General features: G+C 45.0%; 14 protein-coding genes, 11 tRNA genes and 3 rRNA genes. 2 read left to right on the top strand and 26 right to left on the bottom strand.

Annotated elements, in window-relative coordinates; genetic code table 11:
* Nucleotides 1–91: 91 nt before the first annotated feature.
* The 17 genes from DQM55_RS02905 to DQM55_RS02825 form a co-directional block, all read right to left on the bottom strand.
* Nucleotides 92–165: transfer RNA gene (locus DQM55_RS02905), tRNA-Pro, on the bottom strand.
* 46 nt (nucleotides 166–211) lie between these two features.
* Nucleotides 212–285 (bottom strand) — tRNA-Arg (locus DQM55_RS02900).
* 57 nt (nucleotides 286–342) lie between these two features.
* Nucleotides 343–416 (bottom strand) — tRNA-Arg (locus DQM55_RS02895).
* Between the two features lie 31 nt (nucleotides 417–447).
* A tRNA-Leu gene (locus DQM55_RS02890) sits at nucleotides 448–533 on the bottom strand.
* 7 nt (nucleotides 534–540) lie between these two features.
* Nucleotides 541–612, bottom strand: a tRNA-Gly gene (locus DQM55_RS02885).
* Nucleotides 613–626: 14 nt separating this feature from the next.
* A tRNA-Thr gene (locus tag DQM55_RS02880) sits at nucleotides 627–699 on the bottom strand.
* Nucleotides 700–715: 16 nt separating this feature from the next.
* A tRNA-Leu gene (locus DQM55_RS02875) sits at nucleotides 716–797 on the bottom strand.
* Nucleotides 798–802: 5 nt separating this feature from the next.
* Nucleotides 803–875, bottom strand: a tRNA-Lys gene (locus DQM55_RS02870).
* Nucleotides 876–907: 32 nt separating this feature from the next.
* A tRNA-Asp gene (locus DQM55_RS02865) sits at nucleotides 908–980 on the bottom strand.
* 16 nt (nucleotides 981–996) lie between these two features.
* Nucleotides 997–1,069, bottom strand: a tRNA-Val gene (locus DQM55_RS02860).
* A 3-nt stretch (nucleotides 1,070–1,072) separates the two neighbouring features.
* Nucleotides 1,073–1,188: ribosomal RNA gene (rrf, locus tag DQM55_RS02855) — 5S ribosomal RNA — on the bottom strand.
* Nucleotides 1,189–1,304: 116 nt separating this feature from the next.
* A 23S ribosomal RNA gene (locus DQM55_RS02850) occupies nucleotides 1,305–4,204 on the bottom strand.
* Between the two features lie 127 nt (nucleotides 4,205–4,331).
* Nucleotides 4,332–4,404: transfer RNA gene (locus DQM55_RS02845), tRNA-Ala, on the bottom strand.
* Nucleotides 4,405–4,468: 64 nt separating this feature from the next.
* Nucleotides 4,469–6,016: ribosomal RNA gene (locus tag DQM55_RS02840) — 16S ribosomal RNA — on the bottom strand.
* Together the 16S, 23S and 5S rRNA genes with 11 tRNA genes alongside form the textbook arrangement of a ribosomal RNA operon.
* A gap of 332 nt (nucleotides 6,017–6,348) precedes the next feature.
* Nucleotides 6,349–6,891 (bottom strand): ribosome hibernation-promoting factor, HPF/YfiA family, encoded by a 543-nt coding sequence (gene hpf / locus DQM55_RS02835; protein ID WP_002893481.1) that lies wholly within the window; start codon nucleotides 6,889–6,891, stop codon nucleotides 6,349–6,351.
* Between the two features lie 81 nt (nucleotides 6,892–6,972).
* Complete coding sequence (locus DQM55_RS02830; protein ID WP_111675400.1) at nucleotides 6,973–7,638, bottom strand: ComF family protein; 666 nt, start codon at nucleotides 7,636–7,638, stop codon at nucleotides 6,973–6,975.
* Complete coding sequence (locus tag DQM55_RS02825) at nucleotides 7,635–8,933, bottom strand: DEAD/DEAH box helicase (protein ID WP_002920044.1); 1,299 nt, start codon at nucleotides 8,931–8,933, stop codon at nucleotides 7,635–7,637. The genes DQM55_RS02830 and DQM55_RS02825 overlap by 4 nt, the downstream gene beginning before the upstream one ends.
* A gap of 55 nt (nucleotides 8,934–8,988) precedes the next feature.
* Between DQM55_RS02825 and DQM55_RS02820 the strand changes: the two genes are divergently transcribed.
* Nucleotides 8,989–9,621, top strand: coding sequence for a YigZ family protein (locus DQM55_RS02820; RefSeq protein ID WP_111675399.1), 633 nt, complete (start codon nucleotides 8,989–8,991; stop codon nucleotides 9,619–9,621).
* Nucleotides 9,622–9,721: 100 nt separating this feature from the next.
* The gene (gene cysK, locus DQM55_RS02815; RefSeq protein ID WP_004185656.1) at nucleotides 9,722–10,651 is read left to right on the top strand and encodes a cysteine synthase A; all 930 of its coding nucleotides are present in this window, start codon (nucleotides 9,722–9,724) and stop codon (nucleotides 10,649–10,651) included.
* 106 nt (nucleotides 10,652–10,757) lie between these two features.
* Here the strand turns inward: cysK and DQM55_RS02810 are convergent, their stop codons facing one another.
* The 9 genes from DQM55_RS02810 to fmt form a co-directional block, all read right to left on the bottom strand.
* The gene (locus DQM55_RS02810) at nucleotides 10,758–11,120 is read right to left on the bottom strand and encodes a S1 RNA-binding domain-containing protein (protein WP_111675398.1); all 363 of its coding nucleotides are present in this window, start codon (nucleotides 11,118–11,120) and stop codon (nucleotides 10,758–10,760) included.
* Complete coding sequence (locus DQM55_RS02805; protein ID WP_111675397.1) at nucleotides 11,120–12,520, bottom strand: bifunctional Cof-type HAD-IIB family hydrolase/peptidylprolyl isomerase; 1,401 nt, start codon at nucleotides 12,518–12,520, stop codon at nucleotides 11,120–11,122. Before DQM55_RS02805 ends, DQM55_RS02810 begins: the two co-directional genes overlap by 1 nt.
* 39 nt (nucleotides 12,521–12,559) lie before the next feature.
* The gene (locus DQM55_RS02800; RefSeq protein WP_111675396.1) at nucleotides 12,560–13,192 is read right to left on the bottom strand and encodes a response regulator transcription factor; all 633 of its coding nucleotides are present in this window, start codon (nucleotides 13,190–13,192) and stop codon (nucleotides 12,560–12,562) included.
* Complete coding sequence (locus DQM55_RS02795; RefSeq protein WP_061592661.1) at nucleotides 13,170–14,189, bottom strand: envelope stress sensor histidine kinase LiaS; 1,020 nt, start codon at nucleotides 14,187–14,189, stop codon at nucleotides 13,170–13,172. Before DQM55_RS02795 ends, DQM55_RS02800 begins: the two co-directional genes overlap by 23 nt.
* The gene (gene liaF, locus DQM55_RS02790) at nucleotides 14,186–14,881 is read right to left on the bottom strand and encodes a cell wall-active antibiotics response protein LiaF (RefSeq protein ID WP_002893496.1); all 696 of its coding nucleotides are present in this window, start codon (nucleotides 14,879–14,881) and stop codon (nucleotides 14,186–14,188) included. The genes DQM55_RS02795 and liaF overlap by 4 nt, the downstream gene beginning before the upstream one ends.
* Nucleotides 14,882–15,026: 145 nt before the next feature.
* On the bottom strand, nucleotides 15,027–16,880 hold the full coding sequence (gene pknB, locus DQM55_RS02785) for a Stk1 family PASTA domain-containing Ser/Thr kinase (RefSeq protein ID WP_002926514.1): 1,854 nt from the start codon (nucleotides 16,878–16,880) through the stop codon (nucleotides 15,027–15,029).
* Nucleotides 16,877–17,617: a Stp1/IreP family PP2C-type Ser/Thr phosphatase gene (locus DQM55_RS02780; protein ID WP_002926516.1), complete on the bottom strand. Its 741-nt coding sequence runs from the start codon at nucleotides 17,615–17,617 to the stop codon at nucleotides 16,877–16,879. The genes pknB and DQM55_RS02780 overlap by 4 nt, the downstream gene beginning before the upstream one ends.
* A gap of 18 nt (nucleotides 17,618–17,635) precedes the next feature.
* On the bottom strand, nucleotides 17,636–18,952 hold the full coding sequence (rsmB, locus tag DQM55_RS02775; RefSeq protein ID WP_002926518.1) for a 16S rRNA (cytosine(967)-C(5))-methyltransferase RsmB: 1,317 nt from the start codon (nucleotides 18,950–18,952) through the stop codon (nucleotides 17,636–17,638).
* Nucleotides 18,942–19,877 carry a methionyl-tRNA formyltransferase gene (fmt, locus tag DQM55_RS02770; RefSeq protein ID WP_111675395.1) on the bottom strand — a complete coding sequence of 312 codons (936 nt, stop codon included), beginning with the start codon at nucleotides 19,875–19,877 and terminating at the stop codon, nucleotides 18,942–18,944. Before fmt ends, rsmB begins: the two co-directional genes overlap by 11 nt.
* Between the last annotated feature and the right edge of the window lie 53 nt (nucleotides 19,878–19,930).

Here is a 19,930-nt window from a genome sequence, read left to right as displayed (position 1 = left end):
ACATATGTTAGCTAAGTTTCAGATAATGAACAAACAGTTTTCTTAAAAACAAAAAAGATAGATCAGTATATCTATCTTTGATGTTATCTAGTCGGGAAGACAGGATTCGAACCTGCGACACCTTGGTCCCAAACCAAGTACTCTACCAAGCTGAGCTACTTCCCGGTGCTTAAACAATCTAAAAACGGAGCCCTAAGACTTCGCTTCCAAATGCACCCTAGAGGAGTCGAACCTCTAACCGCCTGATTCGTAGTCAGGTACTCTATCCAGTTGAGCTAAGGGTGCTCACTATTCATATTAAAATCATTATAGCAAAAATTAAGAAAAAATCAAATAATTTAATGCACCCTAGAGGAGTCGAACCTCTAACCGCCTGATTCGTAGTCAGGTACTCTATCCAGTTGAGCTAAGGGTGCTCATCTTCTTCTACTGCCTCTTACAAGTCTATGCCGAGGACCGGAATCGAACCGGTACGATCGTTACCAATCGCAGGATTTTAAGTCCTGTGCGTCTGCCAGTTCCGCCACCCCGGCCGCCTCAAGCGAACGACGGGATTCGAACCCGCGACCCCCACCTTGGCAAGGTGATGTTCTACCACTGAACTACGTTCGCATCCTATTCAAAAATGCCGGCTACATGACTTGAACACGCGACCCTCTGATTACAAATCAGATGCTCTACCAACTGAGCTAAGCCGGCTCATTATTATCTTATATGCGGGTTAAGGGACTTGAACCCCCACGCCCTAAAGCGCCAGATCCTAAATCTGGTGCGTCTGCCAATTCCGCCAAACCCGCTCTTATGACCCGTACTGGGCTCGAACCAGTGACCCTTTGATTAAAAGTCAAATGCTCTACCAACTGAGCTAACGAGTCTCTTACTTTTATTGAAATCTTCTCGACTTCAACGGTCCCGACGGGAATCGAACCCGCGATCTTCGCCGTGACAGGGCGACGTGATAACCGCTACACTACGGGACCTATTCTTTTCAGAATATGGGAGTTAACGGGATCGAACCGCTGACCCTCTGCTTGTAAGGCAGATGCTCTCCCAGCTGAGCTAAACTCCCTTCGCTAAGCGACTACCATATCTCACAGGGGGCAACCCCCAACTACTTCCGGCGTTCTAGGGCTTAACTGCTGTGTTCGGCATGGGTACAGGTGTATCTCCTAGGCTATCGTCACTTAACTATTGAATTAACTGTCCTGTCCTCTCAGACAAGCCTTGTCAACTCAAAATTGAATACAATATCAAATCTCACATTCCTCTAAACCATTCGCTGCACTCTGATGAAGCTCTTATTCTAGGATAAGTCCTCGAGCGATTAGTATTAGTCCGCTCCATGTGTCACCACACTTCCACTTCTAACCTATCAACCTGATCTTCTCTCAGGGCTCTTACTAACTTGCGTTATGGGAAATCTCATCTTGAGGTGGGTTTCACACTTAGATGCTTTCAGCGTTTATCCCTTCCCTACATAGCTACCCAGCGATGCTCTTGGCAGAACAACTGGTACACCAGCGGTAAGTCCACTCTGGTCCTCTCGTACTAGGAGCAGATCCTCTCAAATTTCCTACGCCCGCGACGGATAGGGACCGAACTGTCTCACGACGTTCTGAACCCAGCTCGCGTGCCGCTTTAATGGGCGAACAGCCCAACCCTTGGGACCGACTACAGCCCCAGGATGCGACGAGCCGACATCGAGGTGCCAAACCTCCCCGTCGATGTGAACTCTTGGGGGAGATAAGCCTGTTATCCCCAGGGTAGCTTTTATCCGTTGAGCGATGGCCCTTCCATGCGGAACCACCGGATCACTAAGCCCGACTTTCGTCCCTGCTCGAGTTGTAGCTCTCGCAGTCAAGCTCCCTTATACCTTTACACTCTGCGACTGATTTCCAACCAGTCTGAGGGAACCTTTGGGCGCCTCCGTTACCTTTTAGGAGGCGACCGCCCCAGTCAAACTGCCCGTCAGACACTGTCTCCGTAGATGATAAACCTACCGGGTTAGAGTGGCCATAACACAAGGGTAGTATCCCAACAACGCCTCCATCGAAACTGGCGTCCCGATTTCATAGGCTCCTACCTATCCTGTACATGTGGCACAGACACTCAATATCAAACTGCAGTAAAGCTCCATGGGGTCTTTCCGTCCTGTCGCGGGTAACCTGCATCTTCACAGGTACTAAAATTTCACCGAGTCTCTCGTTGAGACAGTGCCCAAATCATTACGCCTTTCGTGCGGGTCGGAACTTACCCGACAAGGAATTTCGCTACCTTAGGACCGTTATAGTTACGGCCGCCGTTTACTGGGGCTTCAATTCATACCTTCGCGTTACCGCTAAGCACTCCTCTTAACCTTCCAGCACCGGGCAGGCGTCACCCCCTATACATCATCTTACGATTTAGCAGAGAGCTGTGTTTTTGATAAACAGTTGCTTGGGCCTATTCACTGCGGCTGACCAAAGTCAGCACCCCTTCTCCCGAAGTTACGGGGTCATTTTGCCGAGTTCCTTAACGAGAGTTCTCTCGCTCACCTGAGGCTACTCGCCTCGACTACCTGTGTCGGTTTGCGGTACGGGTAGAGTATGATACAACGCTAGAAGCTTTTCTTGGCAGTGTGACATCACTCACTCGCTACTAAACTTCGCTCCCCATCACAGCTCAACGTTAGAGGTATAAGCATTTGACTCATACCACGCCTCACTGCTTAGACGTACATCCAATCGTACGCACGAGTTAGCCTACTGCGTCCCTCCATCACTTCATACTCTAGTACAGGAATCTCAACCTGTTGGCCATCGGATACACCTTTCGGTCTCTCCTTAGGTCCCGACTAACCCAGGGCGGACGAGCCTTCCCCTGGAAACCTTAGTCTTACGGTGGACAGGATTCTCACCTGTCTTGCGCTACTCATACCGGCATTCTCACTTCTATGCGTTCCAGCGCTCCTCACGGTACACCTTCTCCACACATAGAACGCTCTCCTACCATACCTATAAAAGGTATCCACAGCTTCGGTAAATTGTTTTAGCCCCGGTACATTTTCGGCGCAGGGTCACTCGACTAGTGAGCTATTACGCACTCTTTGAATGAATAGCTGCTTCTAAGCTAACATCCTAGTTGTCTGTGCAACCCCACATCCTTTTCCACTTAACAATTATTTTGGGACCTTAGCTGGTGGTCTGGGCTGTTTCCCTTTCGACTACGGATCTTAGCACTCGCAGTCTGACTGCCGACCATAATTCATTGGCATTCGGAGTTTATCTGAGATTGGTAATCCGGGATGGACCCCTCACCCAAACAGTGCTCTACCTCCAAGAATCTTGATGTCGACGCTAGCCCTAAAGCTATTTCGGAGAGAACCAGCTATCTCCAAGTTCGTTTGGAATTTCTCCGCTACCCACAAGTCATCCAAGCACTTTTCAACGTGCCCTGGTTCGGTCCTCCAGTGCGTTTTACCGCACCTTCAACCTGCTCATGGGTAGGTCACATGGTTTCGGGTCTACATCATGATACTAAAGCGCCCTATTCAGACTCGGTTTCCCTACGGCTCCGTCTCTTCAACTTAACCTCGCATCATAACGTAACTCGCCGGTTCATTCTACAAAAGGCACGCTCTCACCCATGAACGGGCTCGAACTTGTTGTAGGCACACGGTTTCAGGTTCTATTTCACTCCCCTCCCGGGGTGCTTTTCACCTTTCCCTCACGGTACTGGTTCACTATCGGTCACTAGGGAGTATTTAGGGTTGGGAGATGGTCCTCCCAGATTCCGACGGGATTTCACGTGTCCCGCCGTACTCAGGATACTGCTAGGTACAGAATCTATTTAAAATACGAGGCTATTACTCTCTTTGGCTGACTTTCCCAAGTCATTCTTCTATAAATTCTGAGTCCACATTGCAGTCCTACAACCCCGAAGAGTAAACTCTTCGGTTTGCCCTCCTGCCTCTTCGCTCGCCGCTACTAAGGCAATCGCTTTTGCTTTCTCTTCCTGCAGCTACTTAGATGTTTCAGTTCACTGCGTCTTCCTCCTCATTCCCTTAACAGAAATGGGTAACAGGCATCAACCTGTTGGGTTCCCCCATTCGGACATCCCCGGATCGAAGCTTACTTACAGCTCCCCGAGGCATTTCGTCGTTTGTCACGTCCTTCTTCGGCTCCTAGTGCCAAGGCATCCACCGTGCGCCCTTACTAACTTAACCTTATTTTTGACCTTTCAGTCTTAAACTCATTAATTTTCACAGCGTTTTCGGTTTATTTTCTTGTTACTATTTGATATCGGTATTCAATTTTCAATGGACAAGTTCTTTATCTAGTAAAACTAGATAATGGAGCCTAGCGGGATCGAACCGCTGACCTCCTGCGTGCAAAGCAGGCGCTCTCCCAGCTGAGCTAAGGCCCCACATAGCCCTCTCAAAACTAAACAAGACCCAAGTGCATTCCGTGTGTCCTTACGGACTCCTTAGAAAGGAGGTGATCCAGCCGCACCTTCCGATACGGCTACCTTGTTACGACTTCACCCCAATCATCTATCCCACCTTAGGCGGCTGGCTCCTTACGGTTACCTCACCGACTTCGGGTGTTACAAACTCTCGTGGTGTGACGGGCGGTGTGTACAAGGCCCGGGAACGTATTCACCGCGGCGTGCTGATCCGCGATTACTAGCGATTCCGACTTCATGTAGGCGAGTTGCAGCCTACAATCCGAACTGAGACTGGCTTTCAGAGATTAGCTTGCCGTCACCGGCTTGCGACTCGTTGTACCAGCCATTGTAGCACGTGTGTAGCCCAGGTCATAAGGGGCATGATGATTTGACGTCATCCCCACCTTCCTCCGGTTTATTACCGGCAGTCTCGCTAGAGTGCCCAACTGAATGATGGCAACTAACAATAGGGGTTGCGCTCGTTGCGGGACTTAACCCAACATCTCACGACACGAGCTGACGACAACCATGCACCACCTGTCACCTCTGTCCCGAAGGAAAACTCTATCTCTAGAGCGGTCAGAGGGATGTCAAGACCTGGTAAGGTTCTTCGCGTTGCTTCGAATTAAACCACATGCTCCACCGCTTGTGCGGGCCCCCGTCAATTCCTTTGAGTTTCAACCTTGCGGTCGTACTCCCCAGGCGGAGTGCTTAATGCGTTAGCTGCGGCACTAAGCCCCGGAAAGGGCCTAACACCTAGCACTCATCGTTTACGGCGTGGACTACCAGGGTATCTAATCCTGTTTGCTCCCCACGCTTTCGAGCCTCAGCGTCAGTTACAGACCAGAGAGCCGCTTTCGCCACCGGTGTTCCTCCATATATCTACGCATTTCACCGCTACACATGGAATTCCACTCTCCCCTTCTGCACTCAAGTTAAACAGTTTCCAAAGCATACTATGGTTAAGCCACAGCCTTTAACTTCAGACTTATCTAACCGCCTGCGCTCGCTTTACGCCCAATAAATCCGGACAACGCTCGGGACCTACGTATTACCGCGGCTGCTGGCACGTAGTTAGCCGTCCCTTTCTGGTAAGATACCGTCACAGTGTGAACTTTCCACTCTCACACCCGTTCTTCTCTTACAACAGAGCTTTACGATCCGAAAACCTTCTTCACTCACGCGGCGTTGCTCGGTCAGGGTTCCCCCCATTGCCGAAGATTCCCTACTGCTGCCTCCCGTAGGAGTCTGGGCCGTGTCTCAGTCCCAGTGTGGCCGATCACCCTCTCAGGTCGGCTATGTATCGTCGCCTTGGTGAGCCGTTACCTCACCAACTAGCTAATACAACGCAGGTCCATCTGGTAGTGATGCAATTGCATCTTTCAATTAATTATCATGCAATAATCAATTTTATGCGGTATTAGCTATCGTTTCCAATAGTTATCCCCCGCTACCAGGCAGGTTACCTACGCGTTACTCACCCGTTCGCAACTCATCCAAGAAGAGCAAGCTCTTCTCTTCAGCGTTCTACTTGCATGTATTAGGCACGCCGCCAGCGTTCGTCCTGAGCCAGGATCAAACTCTCATTAAAAAGTTTGAGTTCGCACTCATTACTGTCCACTGACAGATTTATTTTCGTTTTTTTTGACAGGTTACATATCTCTATGTCACCCTGCACTTGGTTCGTCTTGTTCAGTTTTCAAAGGGCTTTGTCTTTCGCGACAACTATATTAGTATATCACCTATACCACCAACCTGTCAATACCTTTTCTAATATTTTTTAAATTTTTTGAAGTTTATTTTTCAACTGTAAGTATAAAGTTAATTTCTTTGTGCCTAGGGTGCTTTTTTATGTCATCTGACAGTATAAATTTCTATAAAATAAAAAGGTTGAGAAACATGCTCTCAACCATCTTTTCTTATTTATTTGACTTCTAACAGGCCAATATCTCCATCCTCACGACGGTATATAACATTTGTGCTGCTGTCCTCAGCATCGGAATAGATAAAGAAATCATGTCCCAATAAATCCATCTGCAGAATCGCTTCTTCCAAGTCCATTGGCTTCAAATCGATGTGTTTTGAACGAACAACTTTTGACGGAATTTCTTCTGCTTCTTCAGCAAAGGAATCTGTGAAAAGCTGGCTTGTAGCAACCTTATTGCGATTCTTTCTTTCAATCTTGGTCTTATTTTTGCGGATTTGGCGCTCAATCTTATCTGTGACCAAATCAATTGACCCATACATGTCCTGAGAGATATCTTCTGCACGAAGAGTGATGGAGCCTAGCGGAATTGTCACTTCCACCTTCGCAGTCTTTTCACGGTAAACCTTGAGATTCACACGCGCATCAAGTTCTTGCTCTGCTTGGAAATACTTCTCAATCTTCTCAAGTTTAGAAACTACGTAGTCACGGAGAGCATCTGTTACTTCTAGGTTTTCACCACGGATACTATATTTAAGCATATAAGTACCTTCTTTCTAAACATAAATGTTTTATTTATAATATCATTATAACGCTTTCATTCTTTTTTTGCAAATTTTTTCTTATCTTGCGATTGAAAATGTCAAAATTTCTTTCACTCCTGCTTCCAGCAAGATTTGCTTAGCTAATTGCAAGGTTTTTCCAGTCGTATAGATATCATCAACCAGCAAAATTTTATCTGGCAAATCAACTCCTTTCTTAATTTTAAAAGCCTGCTGCGTCTGCAAACGCTCCTCACGTGTCTTGCTCGACTGTGCTAGAGTGTCTTTTTTCTCTAATATATTTCTATATGACAAGTTTCCAGCATCTAAAATTCCCTGCACTTGATTAAATCCTCGAACTTGAAATTTTTCGTTACTCACTGGAATCGGAACAATGGTATGCTCTCTAAACATTTTGACTGCTTTTTTAGCTGCTTTTGCAAATACAAAGCGCAATACATAGTCTCCCTGAAACTTGTATTGACTGAAATATTCCTTCATTGCTTCATTATAGGTAAATAGTGACTGATGCTGGACTTGATTCCCCTCTTTCTCCCATTTTTGGCAATCTGCACATAAATCTGATTGCCCGTTGCGAAGACATCGAGGGCAATGCTCTTCAGATATGCGTTCAAAATTTTGATAACAAGTGGAGCAGCAGCTTGGTCCTTCTTCTTTTAATAGAAAAAGCCGTAAAAAACTACCTTTCTCCTTAATTTGCTCCTTACATAAAAGACACTCTGTCATAATCCCGCCTCCTTATTCATATCTCTCATTTCTCGAATTGCTTTTTCCATAGCAAGGGTAGTCCCATCATGAAAAAATAGCAACTGTCCAGTCGGTCTATCCATACTACGGCCAACTCGGCCTGAAATCTGAACCAGAGCACTACGACTGAACAAGCGATGATTGGCTTCCAAGACAAAAACATCCACGCCAGGAAAAGTTACTCCACGCTCTAAGATAGTCGTTGTCACCAAAATAGTGATCTCCTTGCGACGAAACTGCTCGACAATCTCTAGACGATTTTCTGTTGTAGAGGCGACAAAAGCCAGCTTTTCATCAGGCAGAGCTATCTGCAAAGCCTGAGCAACATCCTCTCCTCTTTGAATTTCTGCAGCAAATATTAAGAGAGGAAATTGAGTCTCCCTCTGTTTTTGTATATATTTTAAAAGTTTAGGTGCTATTTTCTTCTTCTGAAGATGTTTTTGAAAATCAGATAACCAAACTTTCTGAGGGATGGTCAAGGGATTACCATGAAATCTTCTGGGAAGACTCAGGCGTTTCAACTCACCTTTTTGAACTCTTTTATCCAATTCATCTGTGGAAGTGGCTGTCAGAAAAATAGTTGTAGCATCCTCTTTAACTGAACGCTCTACAGCGTGATACAGTATGGGATTATCCACATAAGGAAAGGCGTCTACCTCGTCCACAATCAACAAATCAAAAGCCCGATAAAATTTTAAGAGCTGGTGGGTGGTCGCAATTACCAAGGGGCTGCGAAAATAAGCTTCTGACTCCCCATGCAGAAGGGCTATTTCACAAGAAAAGTCTTCTTTTAGGCGCCGATAAAGTTCTAAACAAACATCAATCCGCGGACTGGCCAAGCAAACAGACCCTCCTCTATCAATAACTCTTGCAATCACTTGGTAAATCATTTCTGTTTTTCCAGCGCCAGTAACAGCATGCACTAACGTATTCTGTCTTTTCTCTAGCGCATCCAGTAAGCCTTTGGAGACCTTCCCCTGAAACTCTGTCAGTTGCCCCTGCCATTTAAGCACCTGTTTTTTAGGAAAATCCTCTTGAGGAAAATAGTAAAGTTTTTGGTCACTCCGTACCCGGCCCAATATTAAGCATTCTCTACAATAATAAGCTCCAACAGGTAGCTGATTTTCTCGTTCAATCAAGCTGTTGCAGCGTCCGCAGTGGAGCTTGCCTTTTTCTTCTCGGATACTGGGAATTTCTTTTGCTTGTGCTCGCAAGCTAGACTCTAACTGACTCTCTGTAAATATACGTCCTAAACAATCTTGCAACTCTAACATACTTATTTATTCGTAATTTTTTGGCAAAATTCATATTTTCTTGTAAAATATAGTTATGGAATTTAAGACAATTAAAGAAGATGGCATGGTTCAAGAGGAAATTAAAAAATCCCGCTTTATCTGCCATGTAAAACGAGTTTACTCCGAGGAAGAGGCTCGCGCTTTTATCACTGCTATAAAAAAAGAACATTACAAGGCCACTCATAACTGCTCTGCTTTTATCATTGGGGAAAAGAGTGATATAAAGCGAACTAGCGATGATGGTGAGCCCAGCGGAACAGCCGGAGTTCCTATGCTGGGAGTCCTAGAAAAGCACAATTTGACCAATCTTTGCGTGGTGGTTACTCGCTATTTTGGCGGTATTAAGCTAGGAGCCGGCGGTCTGATTCGAGCTTATGCCGGCAGTGTTGCTTTAGCTATTAAGGAGATTGGACTGGTTGAGATAAAAGAACAAGCTGGCCTGCGCCTAAGACTGTCTTACAGCCAATATCAGGATTTTACTAATTTTTTGAAGACAGAAAATCTTGCTGAATACGATACTGAATTTACAGATACCGTCTCCACCCTTCTTTTCGTTGACAGAGGTGAAAGAGAACTGCTTAAAGACAAACTGACTGAGTTTTTTAAGGGCAAATTGGAGATGATGGATCAAGGACTGCGCCAAGTAGAAGTCCCCTTGATGTTTTGACATAAAGAAAAGCTATGGCTCTCATAGCTTTTTTATATTTTACAAAGCTCTTATTTCATTTTATACTAATTCTATTAAATTATATTGAGGTATGTATTCTATGTCACGTATTTATCAAAACATTACAGAACTAATTGGGCAAACTCCCATCGTCAAATTGAACAACTTGGTTCCAGAAGGAGCTGCTGAGGTTTATGTGAAGTTAGAGGCTTTCAATCCTGGTTCGTCTGTTAAAGACCGGATTGCTCTCAGCATGATTGAGGCGGCTGAGCGCGATGGCCTTATTAAGCCTGGCGATACCATCGTTGAAGCAACTAGTGGAAATACCGGTATTGGCCTTTCATGGGTTGGAGCAGCCAAAGGCTACAAGGTTGTCATTGTTATGCCTGAAACCATGAGTGTGGAGCGCCGCAAGATTATCCAAGCTTATGGTGCTGAGTTGGTCTTGACTCCGGGTAGCGAAGGAATGAAAGGCGCTATTGCAAAAGCACAAGAAATCGCACAAGAACGCAATGGTTGGTTGCCACTGCAGTTTAACAATCCGGCCAATCCAGAGGTTCACGAACGAACAACAGGAGCAGAAATTATCGCTGCTTTCAGTGAAACTGGACTGGATGCCTTTGTAGGCGGTGTCGGAACTGGCGGAACTATTTCCGGTGTATCTCACGCTCTCAAAAAAGTTAATCCGGACATCCAAATCTACGCAGTCGAAGCAGACGAATCTGCTATCCTTTCTGGTGAGAAGCCAGGCCCTCACAAAATCCAAGGGCTTTCAGCTGGATTCATTCCAGAGACCTTGGATACAGCAGCCTATAACGGTATTGTCCGCGTAACTTCTGATCAAGCACTGGAATTTGGACGCTATATTGGCGGTCAGGAAGGCTTCTTAGTGGGAATTTCATCTGCTGCTGCTATTTTCGCAGCTATTGAAGTAGCGAAAAAACTAGGAGCTGGCAAAAAAGTCCTTGCTCTGGCACCTGATAACGGCGAACGCTATCTGTCTACCGCTCTCTATGAATTTGATGCTTAGTATTTTTGAAAAATATGTCCATTTCAATTTAGCAGTCGGCTATGAATTGAACGGCAATTCTATCTAAAACAAAAATATCCTGTTCGATAAGAGAACAGGATATTTTTTAAACTTTTTCTTTTTTTAAGAATTTTTTTGCCTCTTTGATCCAGATAGGCAGCTGTCTGCCTAAAGGCTCAAAACCAATTTTACAGCGGTCATTTGAAAAGCGGTGGCGTCTAGGGAGGCGGTGCTTTTCTTCTTCTAGGGTCCGCATGGACAGACTGGACTTCCCAGAAAATTCATCATAATCCACAACCTGAACCAAGACTTGCTGGCCAACCTTTACACTATCATGGATATTTTCAATATAACCCGGACGAATTTCTGAGATATGAATCAAGCCAATCGTTCCGTTTTCCAGTTCAACAAAAGCTCCATAAGGCTGAATCCCAGTGATTTTGCCTTTTAATTTATCACCGATTTTCATCAGTCTTCTACCTCAATCGTCTCAATCACAACATCTTCCACGGGCTTGTCCATCGCACCCGTCTCAACAGCTGCAATCTTGTCCAAAACTTGATAGGACGCTTCATCAGCCAGCTGACCAAAGACAGTGTGGCGCCGATCCAAATGCGGAGTTCCTCCCTGACTGGCATAGACTTCAGCGATAGCTTCAGGCCAGCCGCCGCGGCTCAATTCCTTAGCTGAATAAGGAAGATTTTTATTTTGAACAATGAAAAATTGACTTCCATTAGTATTTGACCCAGCATTTGCCATGGAAAGAGCCCCACGAATATTGTACAATTCTGGTGAAAACTCATCTTCAAATTTCTCGCCATAAATAGACTGACCGCCCATACCAGTACCAGTAGGATCGCCACCCTGAATCATAAAGTCCTGAATAATGCGGTGGAAAATCACACCGTCATAATATCCATCTTTAGCAAGGGCAATAAAGTTGGCTACTGTTTTTGGTGCCTGTTCTGGAAAAAGCTGAACTTTCATGTCCCCGTGATTAGTCTTGATAGTCGCTTTTGGACCTTCTGCTGCTGCAAGTTCTACTTGTGGAAAATGTAATTCTTTTTCTACCATACCTAACTCCTCTAAGGCGGCAAAAATACCGTCTTCTTCTACTGTTTTTGTAATATAATCTGCTCTTTTTCGCAGTTCTTCATGGGAAACGCCCATAGCAATGCCAATTCCGGCATAGTCAAACAATTCCAGATCATTGAGTCCGTCGCCAAAAACCATGACATTTTCAGGTTTGAAGCCCAGATGCTCGACAACCTTGGAAACTCCAGCTGCCTTGGAACCTTCTGTCGGCACGACATCTGACGAATGAGGATGCCAGCGAACCAAACGCAGATGCTCCGCTAACGCCTCTGGCAGCTGCAGGCTATCTCCTCTATCTTCAAAGGTCCAAAGCTGATAAATATCCTTGTCTAAATGAAAGTCTGGATTTACAGGCAAATCTGGATAAACCACATCAATAGCCTCTGAAATCAGAGAATTTCGATTGGACAAGGCTGCTCCATGGCTGCCGACCAAACCATAGTCAATCCCTACTTCCTGAGCCCAAGCAATATAGGACATCACTCTATCAGACGGGATAACCGTCTGAGAAATCACCTTTTCTTTGCTGTCTTCGACATAGGCTCCGTTCAGGGTAACGAAAAAGTCTGGCTGCAAAGCTCTCAGTTCCGGCACGACACCAAACATTCCTCGTCCAGACGCAATACCCGTCAAAATCCCTTTGTCTTTCAACTGCTTGAAAACTGTCTGGATAGAGTCTGGGATAAAACCTGTATCCTTGACTCGCAGGGTATCATCTATATCGAAAAAGACAATTTTTATCTTTTTAGCCTTATACTTTAATTTTGCGTCCATATCGCCCCTTGTCCAATCTTAATCTTTTCTATTATACCATTAAAAGTCTTCTTGTGGGACAAGATGGTGTTGAAAAGCATAAACAACTGCCTGAGTACGGTCGCTCACCTCCAATTTGGACAGGATATTGGAGACATGAGTCTTGACCGTTTTGAGGGAAATGAAGAGCTCATCTGCAATCCGTTGATTTTCATAACCCTTGGCTAAAAGCCCTAAAATATCACGCTCACGAGCTGTCAAATCCTCATGGAGTTCGATATGGTTACGATGGTACTCCACTTTCTTGCTGACCTCTGTTTCAATGGCAAATTCTCCCTTGGCCACTTTTTTGACGGCACGAAGAATTTCTTCAGCGCTGGAAGTCTTGAGCATGTATCCATGAGCGCCTGCATCCAGAACAGGATAAATTTTTTCATTATCCAAATAAGAAGTCAAAATCAGAATTTTTGCTTCCGGCCATTCTTTTAAAATGGCCAGTGTCGCTTCGATACCATTCATCTCAGGCATGACAATATCCATGATAATCACATCCGGATGTTCTGCCAAAGCCTGCTCAACTCCTTCTTTGCCATTGACTGCTTCAGATACTTCAGCTATATCATCTTGCAGTTCCAGGTAACTTTTCAATCCCAATCTGACCATCTGGTGGTCATCCACTAACAATATCTTCATGATCTTCTCCTTCTAGTAAAGGTATCGTGATTTCAATAGAAAGACCTTTTCTGGGGGCTGTCAAAAGCTTAAAGGTGCCCGCCATATCCCGCACACGGTCTTCCATATTTTTCAAGCCGTAGCTGAGTTCATCCTGGGCCAACGGATCAAAACCGACGCCATTATCAGATACCTTGATTTTAAGTTCATTAGGTGCCTGATAGAGGTAAATATCCAACCGACTTGCCTGGGCATGCCGCAGTGTGTTGTTGATAATTTCCTGCATGATTCTGAAGACATGCTCCTCCATCTGTTTGGGTAGATGCCCAACCTGATGATTAAAGTGAACATCAATGTCGCTTTTATCAGTCAGCTCCTTGATAATCACATCCATGCCTTCTACCAGAGTCTTATTTTCCAACTCTGTAGGTCGTAGGTGGAGCAGAAGAATCCGCAAGTCCTTCTGGGCTGTGTCAAGAATATCTGCAATCCCCTTGAGCTGCTTTTGCAGTTTTTCTCCATCAAGCCGTTCTACATTTCCTGCTACTCCTGACAGAATCATATTGGCTGCAAATAATTCCTGACTGACAGTATCGTGCAAGTCACGCGCAATCCGCCGCCGTTCTTTTTCGATAATTTTCTCTTCCGTCTGCAGGGTTTGGTTTTCAGACTTTTGGAGATTTTCTGTCAGACGGTGCAGCCTTCTCTCAAGCTGATGCAGAGAGCTATCCAGTTCAGGCTGATCTGTCGGCTCCAGCCTCCGTCCATCCAGCAAAGACCGAAGATTTTTTTGCACATGGGCTACCGACAGATATTGTATCAAGCGGGCCGCAATCACAATCAGAATGGTCAGTGATAAACCGATAATCACAACAAAGAAAACAAAAGACTGCAACAGCTCCAAATCATTAAAGAGCTCCTGCCAAGTGAAATCAAAAATATTGAAAATATAATGGAAGATGATAAATAAGACAAAGAAAGTATAGAGGAGAATGAGAAAATAATTAGATTTTTTCACTTTCTGACAACCTCCACATTTCCTAAGAAACTAACGAGGACAATCTTCACTGTCTTATTGGCCCGTTTATAGTCTGGTGTTGTCAACGAAATGGTTTCATTGCGTAGCTTGCGGGATGGATGATGCAGAAAGTTCAACTCCCCGTAAAGAGTATTGATTTGCAGCTGAATTTCCACATCCAGCGGCACAATGATCTTGGTATCGCCAAACCCCTTTCGAATGACAATGACATTATCATGGTTGACCAAAATCACATCTTCCAAATGAATGGTGTCTTTCCCAACAATGCGCAAGAGATTGATGTCGTGGAATTGACAGCTGTCCTTAGAAAAATGCTGCAGGTCCCCCAACCAGCGATTCTTTTCACTCTGAATTTCCACATCTTCTTCGTAAACAAGATGGGTTTCTTGATTTTCCTTATAAATGTAAGGGTAGGCCACAATCATCCCATAAACAAGCGCGAATAAAAGGGCAGCAATGACGTAGGGATTGAGCATAATAATGAAAAACAGCATAATCATGGAAGCAACCAGCAGAAAATTTCCTTTTTGCTTGCCGAAGTAATAATAGAGCAACAGCAAAAAAAGGACCAAGATAATGACAACACGTGAAAAATCAGCTGCCAACATGGTCACCAATGCCATGGATAGTAAGACTGTTTCAACAAAGACAAATAATTGAACCTTCCACATAGCCGTTTCCTTTCTCTACCTTCCTATTTTAACAAAATTAAACCAAAAATCCTCCGTCCAAGGCATGAAATGGGGAAATTTGTCCAGTAAAAAAGAAAAAACCATCCGTTTTAAGCTAAAAAACTTAAAATGGACGGTTTATTAATCAACTATCAGATGAACTGGAACTAGTTCCATGTCCGTTATCTTCAGACGATGAGCTGCTCTTTGAGCTGCTACTAGATGATGAAGATGACGAGCTAGATGACGATGGTGTTGTTGCTTCTGTCACGTAAAGAGTGATTTTTTCATTAGATTTGAGGTCAATTGTCTGACCTGCCGCTGGTGACTGGGAAGTTACCAAGTCTGCCTGAGTCGAAGTGACCGAACGGTCAACAACTCGTTCAATTCGAGAAGAAGAAATTCCCATTTGAATCAGGTAAGAACGAGCATTGGCGTAGGTGTACTGCATGCTGCCAAAGTCAGGCATGGACACACTAGTTACTTCTTTGGCCACTGTCAGCTTGATCTTATGATTAGAAGTCAAATCATAAGTCGAACCAGCTGCCGGAGACTGACGAATGACCTGACCTGGCTCGTACTCGTCCGATTCCTCCTCAACAATCTCAATCAATTTCTCAGAAACATTATAGTTTGTTTTCAGATTTTCAACTACGGCCGATTTTGCTTGACCGACATAATCTTCCATTACAAAGGTCTTGGGTCCCTTGGAGATAATCAGGTCAATTTTGCTGCCTTCGCGGCGCTGACTGTTGGCCTGTGGATCGGTTTTAATGACTTTACCAGATTCGACATTGTCGCTGTATTCTTCCTTTTCCTCTCCGACAACCAGCTTCTTAGCTTCGATAGCAGAACGAGCCTCTGCTACAGTCTGACCAGAAACATCTGGCACGCTGGTATTAGATGGGCTGTTATAGAGAAGGACGACAAAGGCGGCCAAAACCAATAAGACTGCAAAGAAAAGTACTTTATAACGCGTTCTCAAGCGACGTTTCTTTGGAACTTTCTTAACCGCATCAGCTGTCTCTTCCTTAACTTCATCCGCTTCCGTTTTAGCCGGAGTTGGCTTAACAGGTGGAACTGCTGGCTGCGGTACAGGTGAGATTTTTGGCAAGGTCTTGGTGTCTGCTTTCGCAACATCATCAAAGACTAATTTCTTTTCATTGCGGCGCTCGTAGGATAAGCTGCTAGACAAGTCAACATACATCTCTGCAACCGACTGATAGCGATCCGTCAGTTTTTTGGCTGTTGCCTTAATGACCACATTTTCCAGGGCTTGAGGCACATTAGGATTTTCAGAAATGATGGATGGCAGCGGCTTTTGGAAATGCTGCAGGGCAATCGTAACGGCACTATCCCCATCATAAGGGATATGACCAGTCAGCATTTCATAAAAAATAATCCCCATCGCATAAATATCACTCTGAACAGTTGCTTTAGAGCCACGTGCCTGCTCAGGCGATAGATAATGAACCGAGCCCAGCATAGAGTTAGTCTGAGTCAGACTTGTCTCTGCAAAGGCCACCGCAATCCCAAAGTCTGTTACCTTGGCATTGCCATCCGGGGTTAAGAGGACATTTTGTGGTTTCAGGTCACGATGGACAATACCGCGTGTATGCGCTAAGCGCATTGCCAGCAAGATTTGTCCCATGATTCTGACTGCTTCTTCATTTGAAATCGGAGAATTCTCTTTGATATAGCGCTTGAGGTCAAGACCTGCCACGTATTCCATAGCCAGATACTGCTGGCCATCTTCTTCCCCAATATCAGTAATCCGAACGATGTGCGGATGGTCCAAGTCAGCCATCGCCTTGGCTTCCCGCTGGAAACGCGCGACAGCGATAGGATCTGTCTGGTAATTGGTTCTAAGAACCTTTACCGCAACTTCCTCACCATCCAAAATCAAGTCCTTGGCCAAATAGACATCTGCCATGCCTCCACGGCCAATCTGCTTGATGATTTTATATCGCCCGGCAAAGATTTTGCCGATTTGAATCATGCCTTATCCTCCTTGTCAAAGCGAACCAGAGCAACTGTGATGTTATCCAGCCCTCCAGCATTGTTGGCAAAGCGAATTAAGGTTTCTGTTTTTTCAGACAGACTGATGTCGCTGGTGACAATGTCACAAATTTCACTGTCTGAAATCATATTGGTCAGACCGTCACTGTTAAGCAGGAGGTAGTCACCATCTTCCAAGGTAATCATGCCATAGTCAGGCTGCACTTCGTCTTTTTGACCAATAGACTGAGTAATTATATTCTTCTGCGGATGACGCTCTGCTTCTTCTGGAGTAATCTGTCCAGCTTTCAACAAAGCATTAACAAGCGAGTGGTCATTGGTCAGCTGACGGTATTCATCACCGTGAATCAAGCCGATACGAGAATCGCCGATATGAGCATAGATGGCTTGATTATCAATAATAGCCAAGGCTTCCAAAGTCGTTCCCATGCCCTTGTATTCTTCATCTTGACCAAATTGATGAATGCGCTGATTTTCCTCTTCCAAGTGCTCCGCAAACCATTCACGCACCTGATTCACCGAATCAATCTGTGTATCAACCCAGGCAGCTCCTAAGTCCGTCACAGCCATTTCACTGGCAATGTTTCCAGCTCTGTGACCGCCCATACCATCTGCCAAGATGATCAGGGTCTTGCCAGCCCGATTCACAAAAAGATTGGCATAATCTTGGTTATTTGTACGCTTTTGACCAACATCTGTTAATAATGAAATTTCCATACTGTCAGTTTCCTCCTCTTATTCCGATATCTTCCTAAATTGACTGATAAAAAATCCGTCGCTTTCATATAATTCCGGCGTAATTAAGATACAGCCGTCTTTGACGATATCTTTTCTTTCATGGTCTAATAAGACTTGCTCAAAGTTCGGATGACTGGCCAGAAATTTTTCGACAACCTCAAAATTCTCTTTGGCCATAATCGTGCAAGTACTATAAGCTATTATACCACCTTTACGTAGACTTTGACAAACGCTGTCTAGTATATCCAGCTGAATTTTTTGTAAATTCTCAAAATCTGCATTTTCTTTATTATATTTTATATCTGGTTTGCGGCGAATTAAGCCAATACCTGAGCAAGGAGCGTCCACCAAGATTTTATCGAAAGCATCTGGGCCAAATGTCTCAAACACTTTGGTCGCGTCCAGCTTTTTAGTGGTGATTTTATCTGCCAAGCCCAGTCTTTTTGCATTTTCTTCTACGAGTTCTAACTTATGATCATAGAGGTCCAAGGCTGTAATGTGGCCGCTCGTCAGATAGGAAGCCATGTGGACAGTCTTGCCCCCCGGTGCACTGCAAGCATCCAAAATCTGCTCCTCTCCTTCTATGGCCAGAGTAGGAGCCACAAGCTGGCTAGACTCATCCTGAATCGTAATCGCTCCTCTTTCAAAGAGCTGATGCCCAGCAAAATGTCCTTGTCTCTTAACCAAGGCTGACGGAGATAAAAGAGAGTCCTCAGCCCCTAAAAGCTGGCGAAGCTCTGCCTTGCGCGACATATCCGTCACGCGAATGCTGGCCTTACTTCGAACAAAGAGACTGGCAAAGATAGCTAGAGCCCTTTCTTCGCCAAACTCTTCTATCAGATCTTTGACCAGCCAGACCGGCAGAGAATACTGGATCGAGTAGCGCTTGTTTTTGCGCTTGATTGTTTCAAAATCAGACACACCCTCACGCTCAATCCTACGTAACAAGGCATTGACAAATTTCTCACTGCCACGCTTACGGATTTTCGCAATCTCAACAGCCTCATGAACAGCTGCATGTTGAGGGATTTTATCCAGATAGAGCATCTGGTACAGACTGAGCATAAGCAGAATGTAGAGCCAGTTATCCAATTTATCCCTATCCTCAATCAAATGGGATAGATACCACTCCAGTGTGATTTTCCGAGCAACTGTGCCGTAAACCAGCTCTGTTACCAGACCTTTATCTGCTTGACTCAGCAAGCTTTGATTCAGAGCCCGGTTTAAGGCGATATTGGAATAGGCTCCTTCTTCAAAAACTTCTTCCAAAATTTCCAAGACCTGCCAACGGGCCGTTTTTTGCTTACTTTCCAAAAGTATCTCCTAGGGACAGGCTGCGGCCCAGTCCATTCAAAAAATCAACGATAGCCATCTTGGGCTTACCAGCAGGCTGAACCGTCTTCAGCGAGAGGGCTCCCTTACCAGCTGCAACCACCAGTTCTTTTTTACTAATAGACAATATCTGTCCCGGCTGACCGCTGCCAGCTACCATATCTGCTTCATAAACCTTAAAGCGTTGTCCCTGCAGCAAGGTATGAGCTACTGGCCAAGGATACATGCCACGAATTTGATTGAAAATTTGTCGGTTTGTTTTGCTCCAGTCTATCCTCTCTTCTTCTGGGCTGATATTCGGAGAGAAAGTGACCTGACTAGGATCTTGCGGCTGAGGGATAATCTGCCCTGCCCTATAGGCTGGCAGCACATCCAATAACAGATCTCGACCAATAATCGCCAATTTTTCAAAGAGAGTTCCGACATTGTCAGTCTCTTCAATCTGCACCGCTCTGCTGGCTATCATGTCTCCAGCATCCATTTCCTTGACCATTTCCATAATCGTAACACCCGCTTGCTCATCACCATTGATCAGAGCATAGTGAATGGGCGCACCACCTCGGTATTTAGGCAGCAAAGAAGCATGAACATTCACCGCAAAGTCAACACTGTCCAGTAAGCAGCTAGGTAAAAACTGCCCAAAAGCAGCTGTGACAATACCATCTGCTTCTAAGTTCATCAACTCCTCTAAATCCGAGCTTTGAGCCAGCTTTTCCGGTTGATAAACTTGCAGCCCGTATTCCAAGGCCAATTCTTTTACTGGAGTCATGCGAATCTCTCTTTTACGGCCGACGGCACGGTCCGGCTGCGTTACCACTGCTAACACTTCATATTGACCGCTGTCCAGCAGCCCTTTTAGGACAGTCGCTGAGAAGTCTGGTGTTCCCATAAATATTATTTTCATCATTTTCAACTATTGATTCCTTCTTTGTTCCTTCCCTTATTATATCAGAAGTCGCC

Origin of the sequence: Streptococcus sanguinis, from assembly GCF_900475275.1 — a bacterium.
GTDB lineage: Bacteria > Bacillota > Bacilli > Lactobacillales > Streptococcaceae > Streptococcus > Streptococcus sanguinis_N.
Note: the sequence above shows the minus strand (reverse complement) of the source record. Positions and strands in the feature narration are given on the sequence as shown.

What these genes read in the sequence shown, in the direction of transcription:
- hpf (WP_002893481.1), bottom strand. Translation starts at nt 6,891, where the DNA reads ATGCTTAAATATAGTATCCGTGGTGAAAACCTAGAAGTAACAGATGCT.
- pknB (WP_002926514.1), bottom strand. Translation starts at nt 16,880, where the DNA reads ATGATTCAAATCGGCAAAATCTTTGCCGGGCGATATAAAATCATCAAG.
- DQM55_RS02810 (WP_111675398.1), bottom strand. Translation starts at nt 11,120, where the DNA reads ATGAAAATCGGTGATAAATTAAAAGGCAAAATCACTGGGATTCAGCCT.
- cysK (WP_004185656.1), top strand. Translation starts at nt 9,722, where the DNA reads ATGTCACGTATTTATCAAAACATTACAGAACTAATTGGGCAAACTCCC.
- DQM55_RS02805 (WP_111675397.1), bottom strand. Translation starts at nt 12,520, where the DNA reads ATGGACGCAAAATTAAAGTATAAGGCTAAAAAGATAAAAATTGTCTTT.
- DQM55_RS02825 (WP_002920044.1), bottom strand. Translation starts at nt 8,933, where the DNA reads ATGTTAGAGTTGCAAGATTGTTTAGGACGTATATTTACAGAGAGTCAG.
- DQM55_RS02800 (WP_111675396.1), bottom strand. Translation starts at nt 13,192, where the DNA reads ATGAAGATATTGTTAGTGGATGACCACCAGATGGTCAGATTGGGATTG.
- liaF (WP_002893496.1), bottom strand. Translation starts at nt 14,881, where the DNA reads ATGTGGAAGGTTCAATTATTTGTCTTTGTTGAAACAGTCTTACTATCC.
- DQM55_RS02820 (WP_111675399.1), top strand. Translation starts at nt 8,989, where the DNA reads ATGGAATTTAAGACAATTAAAGAAGATGGCATGGTTCAAGAGGAAATT.
- DQM55_RS02780 (WP_002926516.1), bottom strand. Translation starts at nt 17,617, where the DNA reads ATGGAAATTTCATTATTAACAGATGTTGGTCAAAAGCGTACAAATAAC.
- DQM55_RS02830 (WP_111675400.1), bottom strand. Translation starts at nt 7,638, where the DNA reads ATGACAGAGTGTCTTTTATGTAAGGAGCAAATTAAGGAGAAAGGTAGT.
- fmt (WP_111675395.1), bottom strand. Translation starts at nt 19,877, where the DNA reads ATGATGAAAATAATATTTATGGGAACACCAGACTTCTCAGCGACTGTC.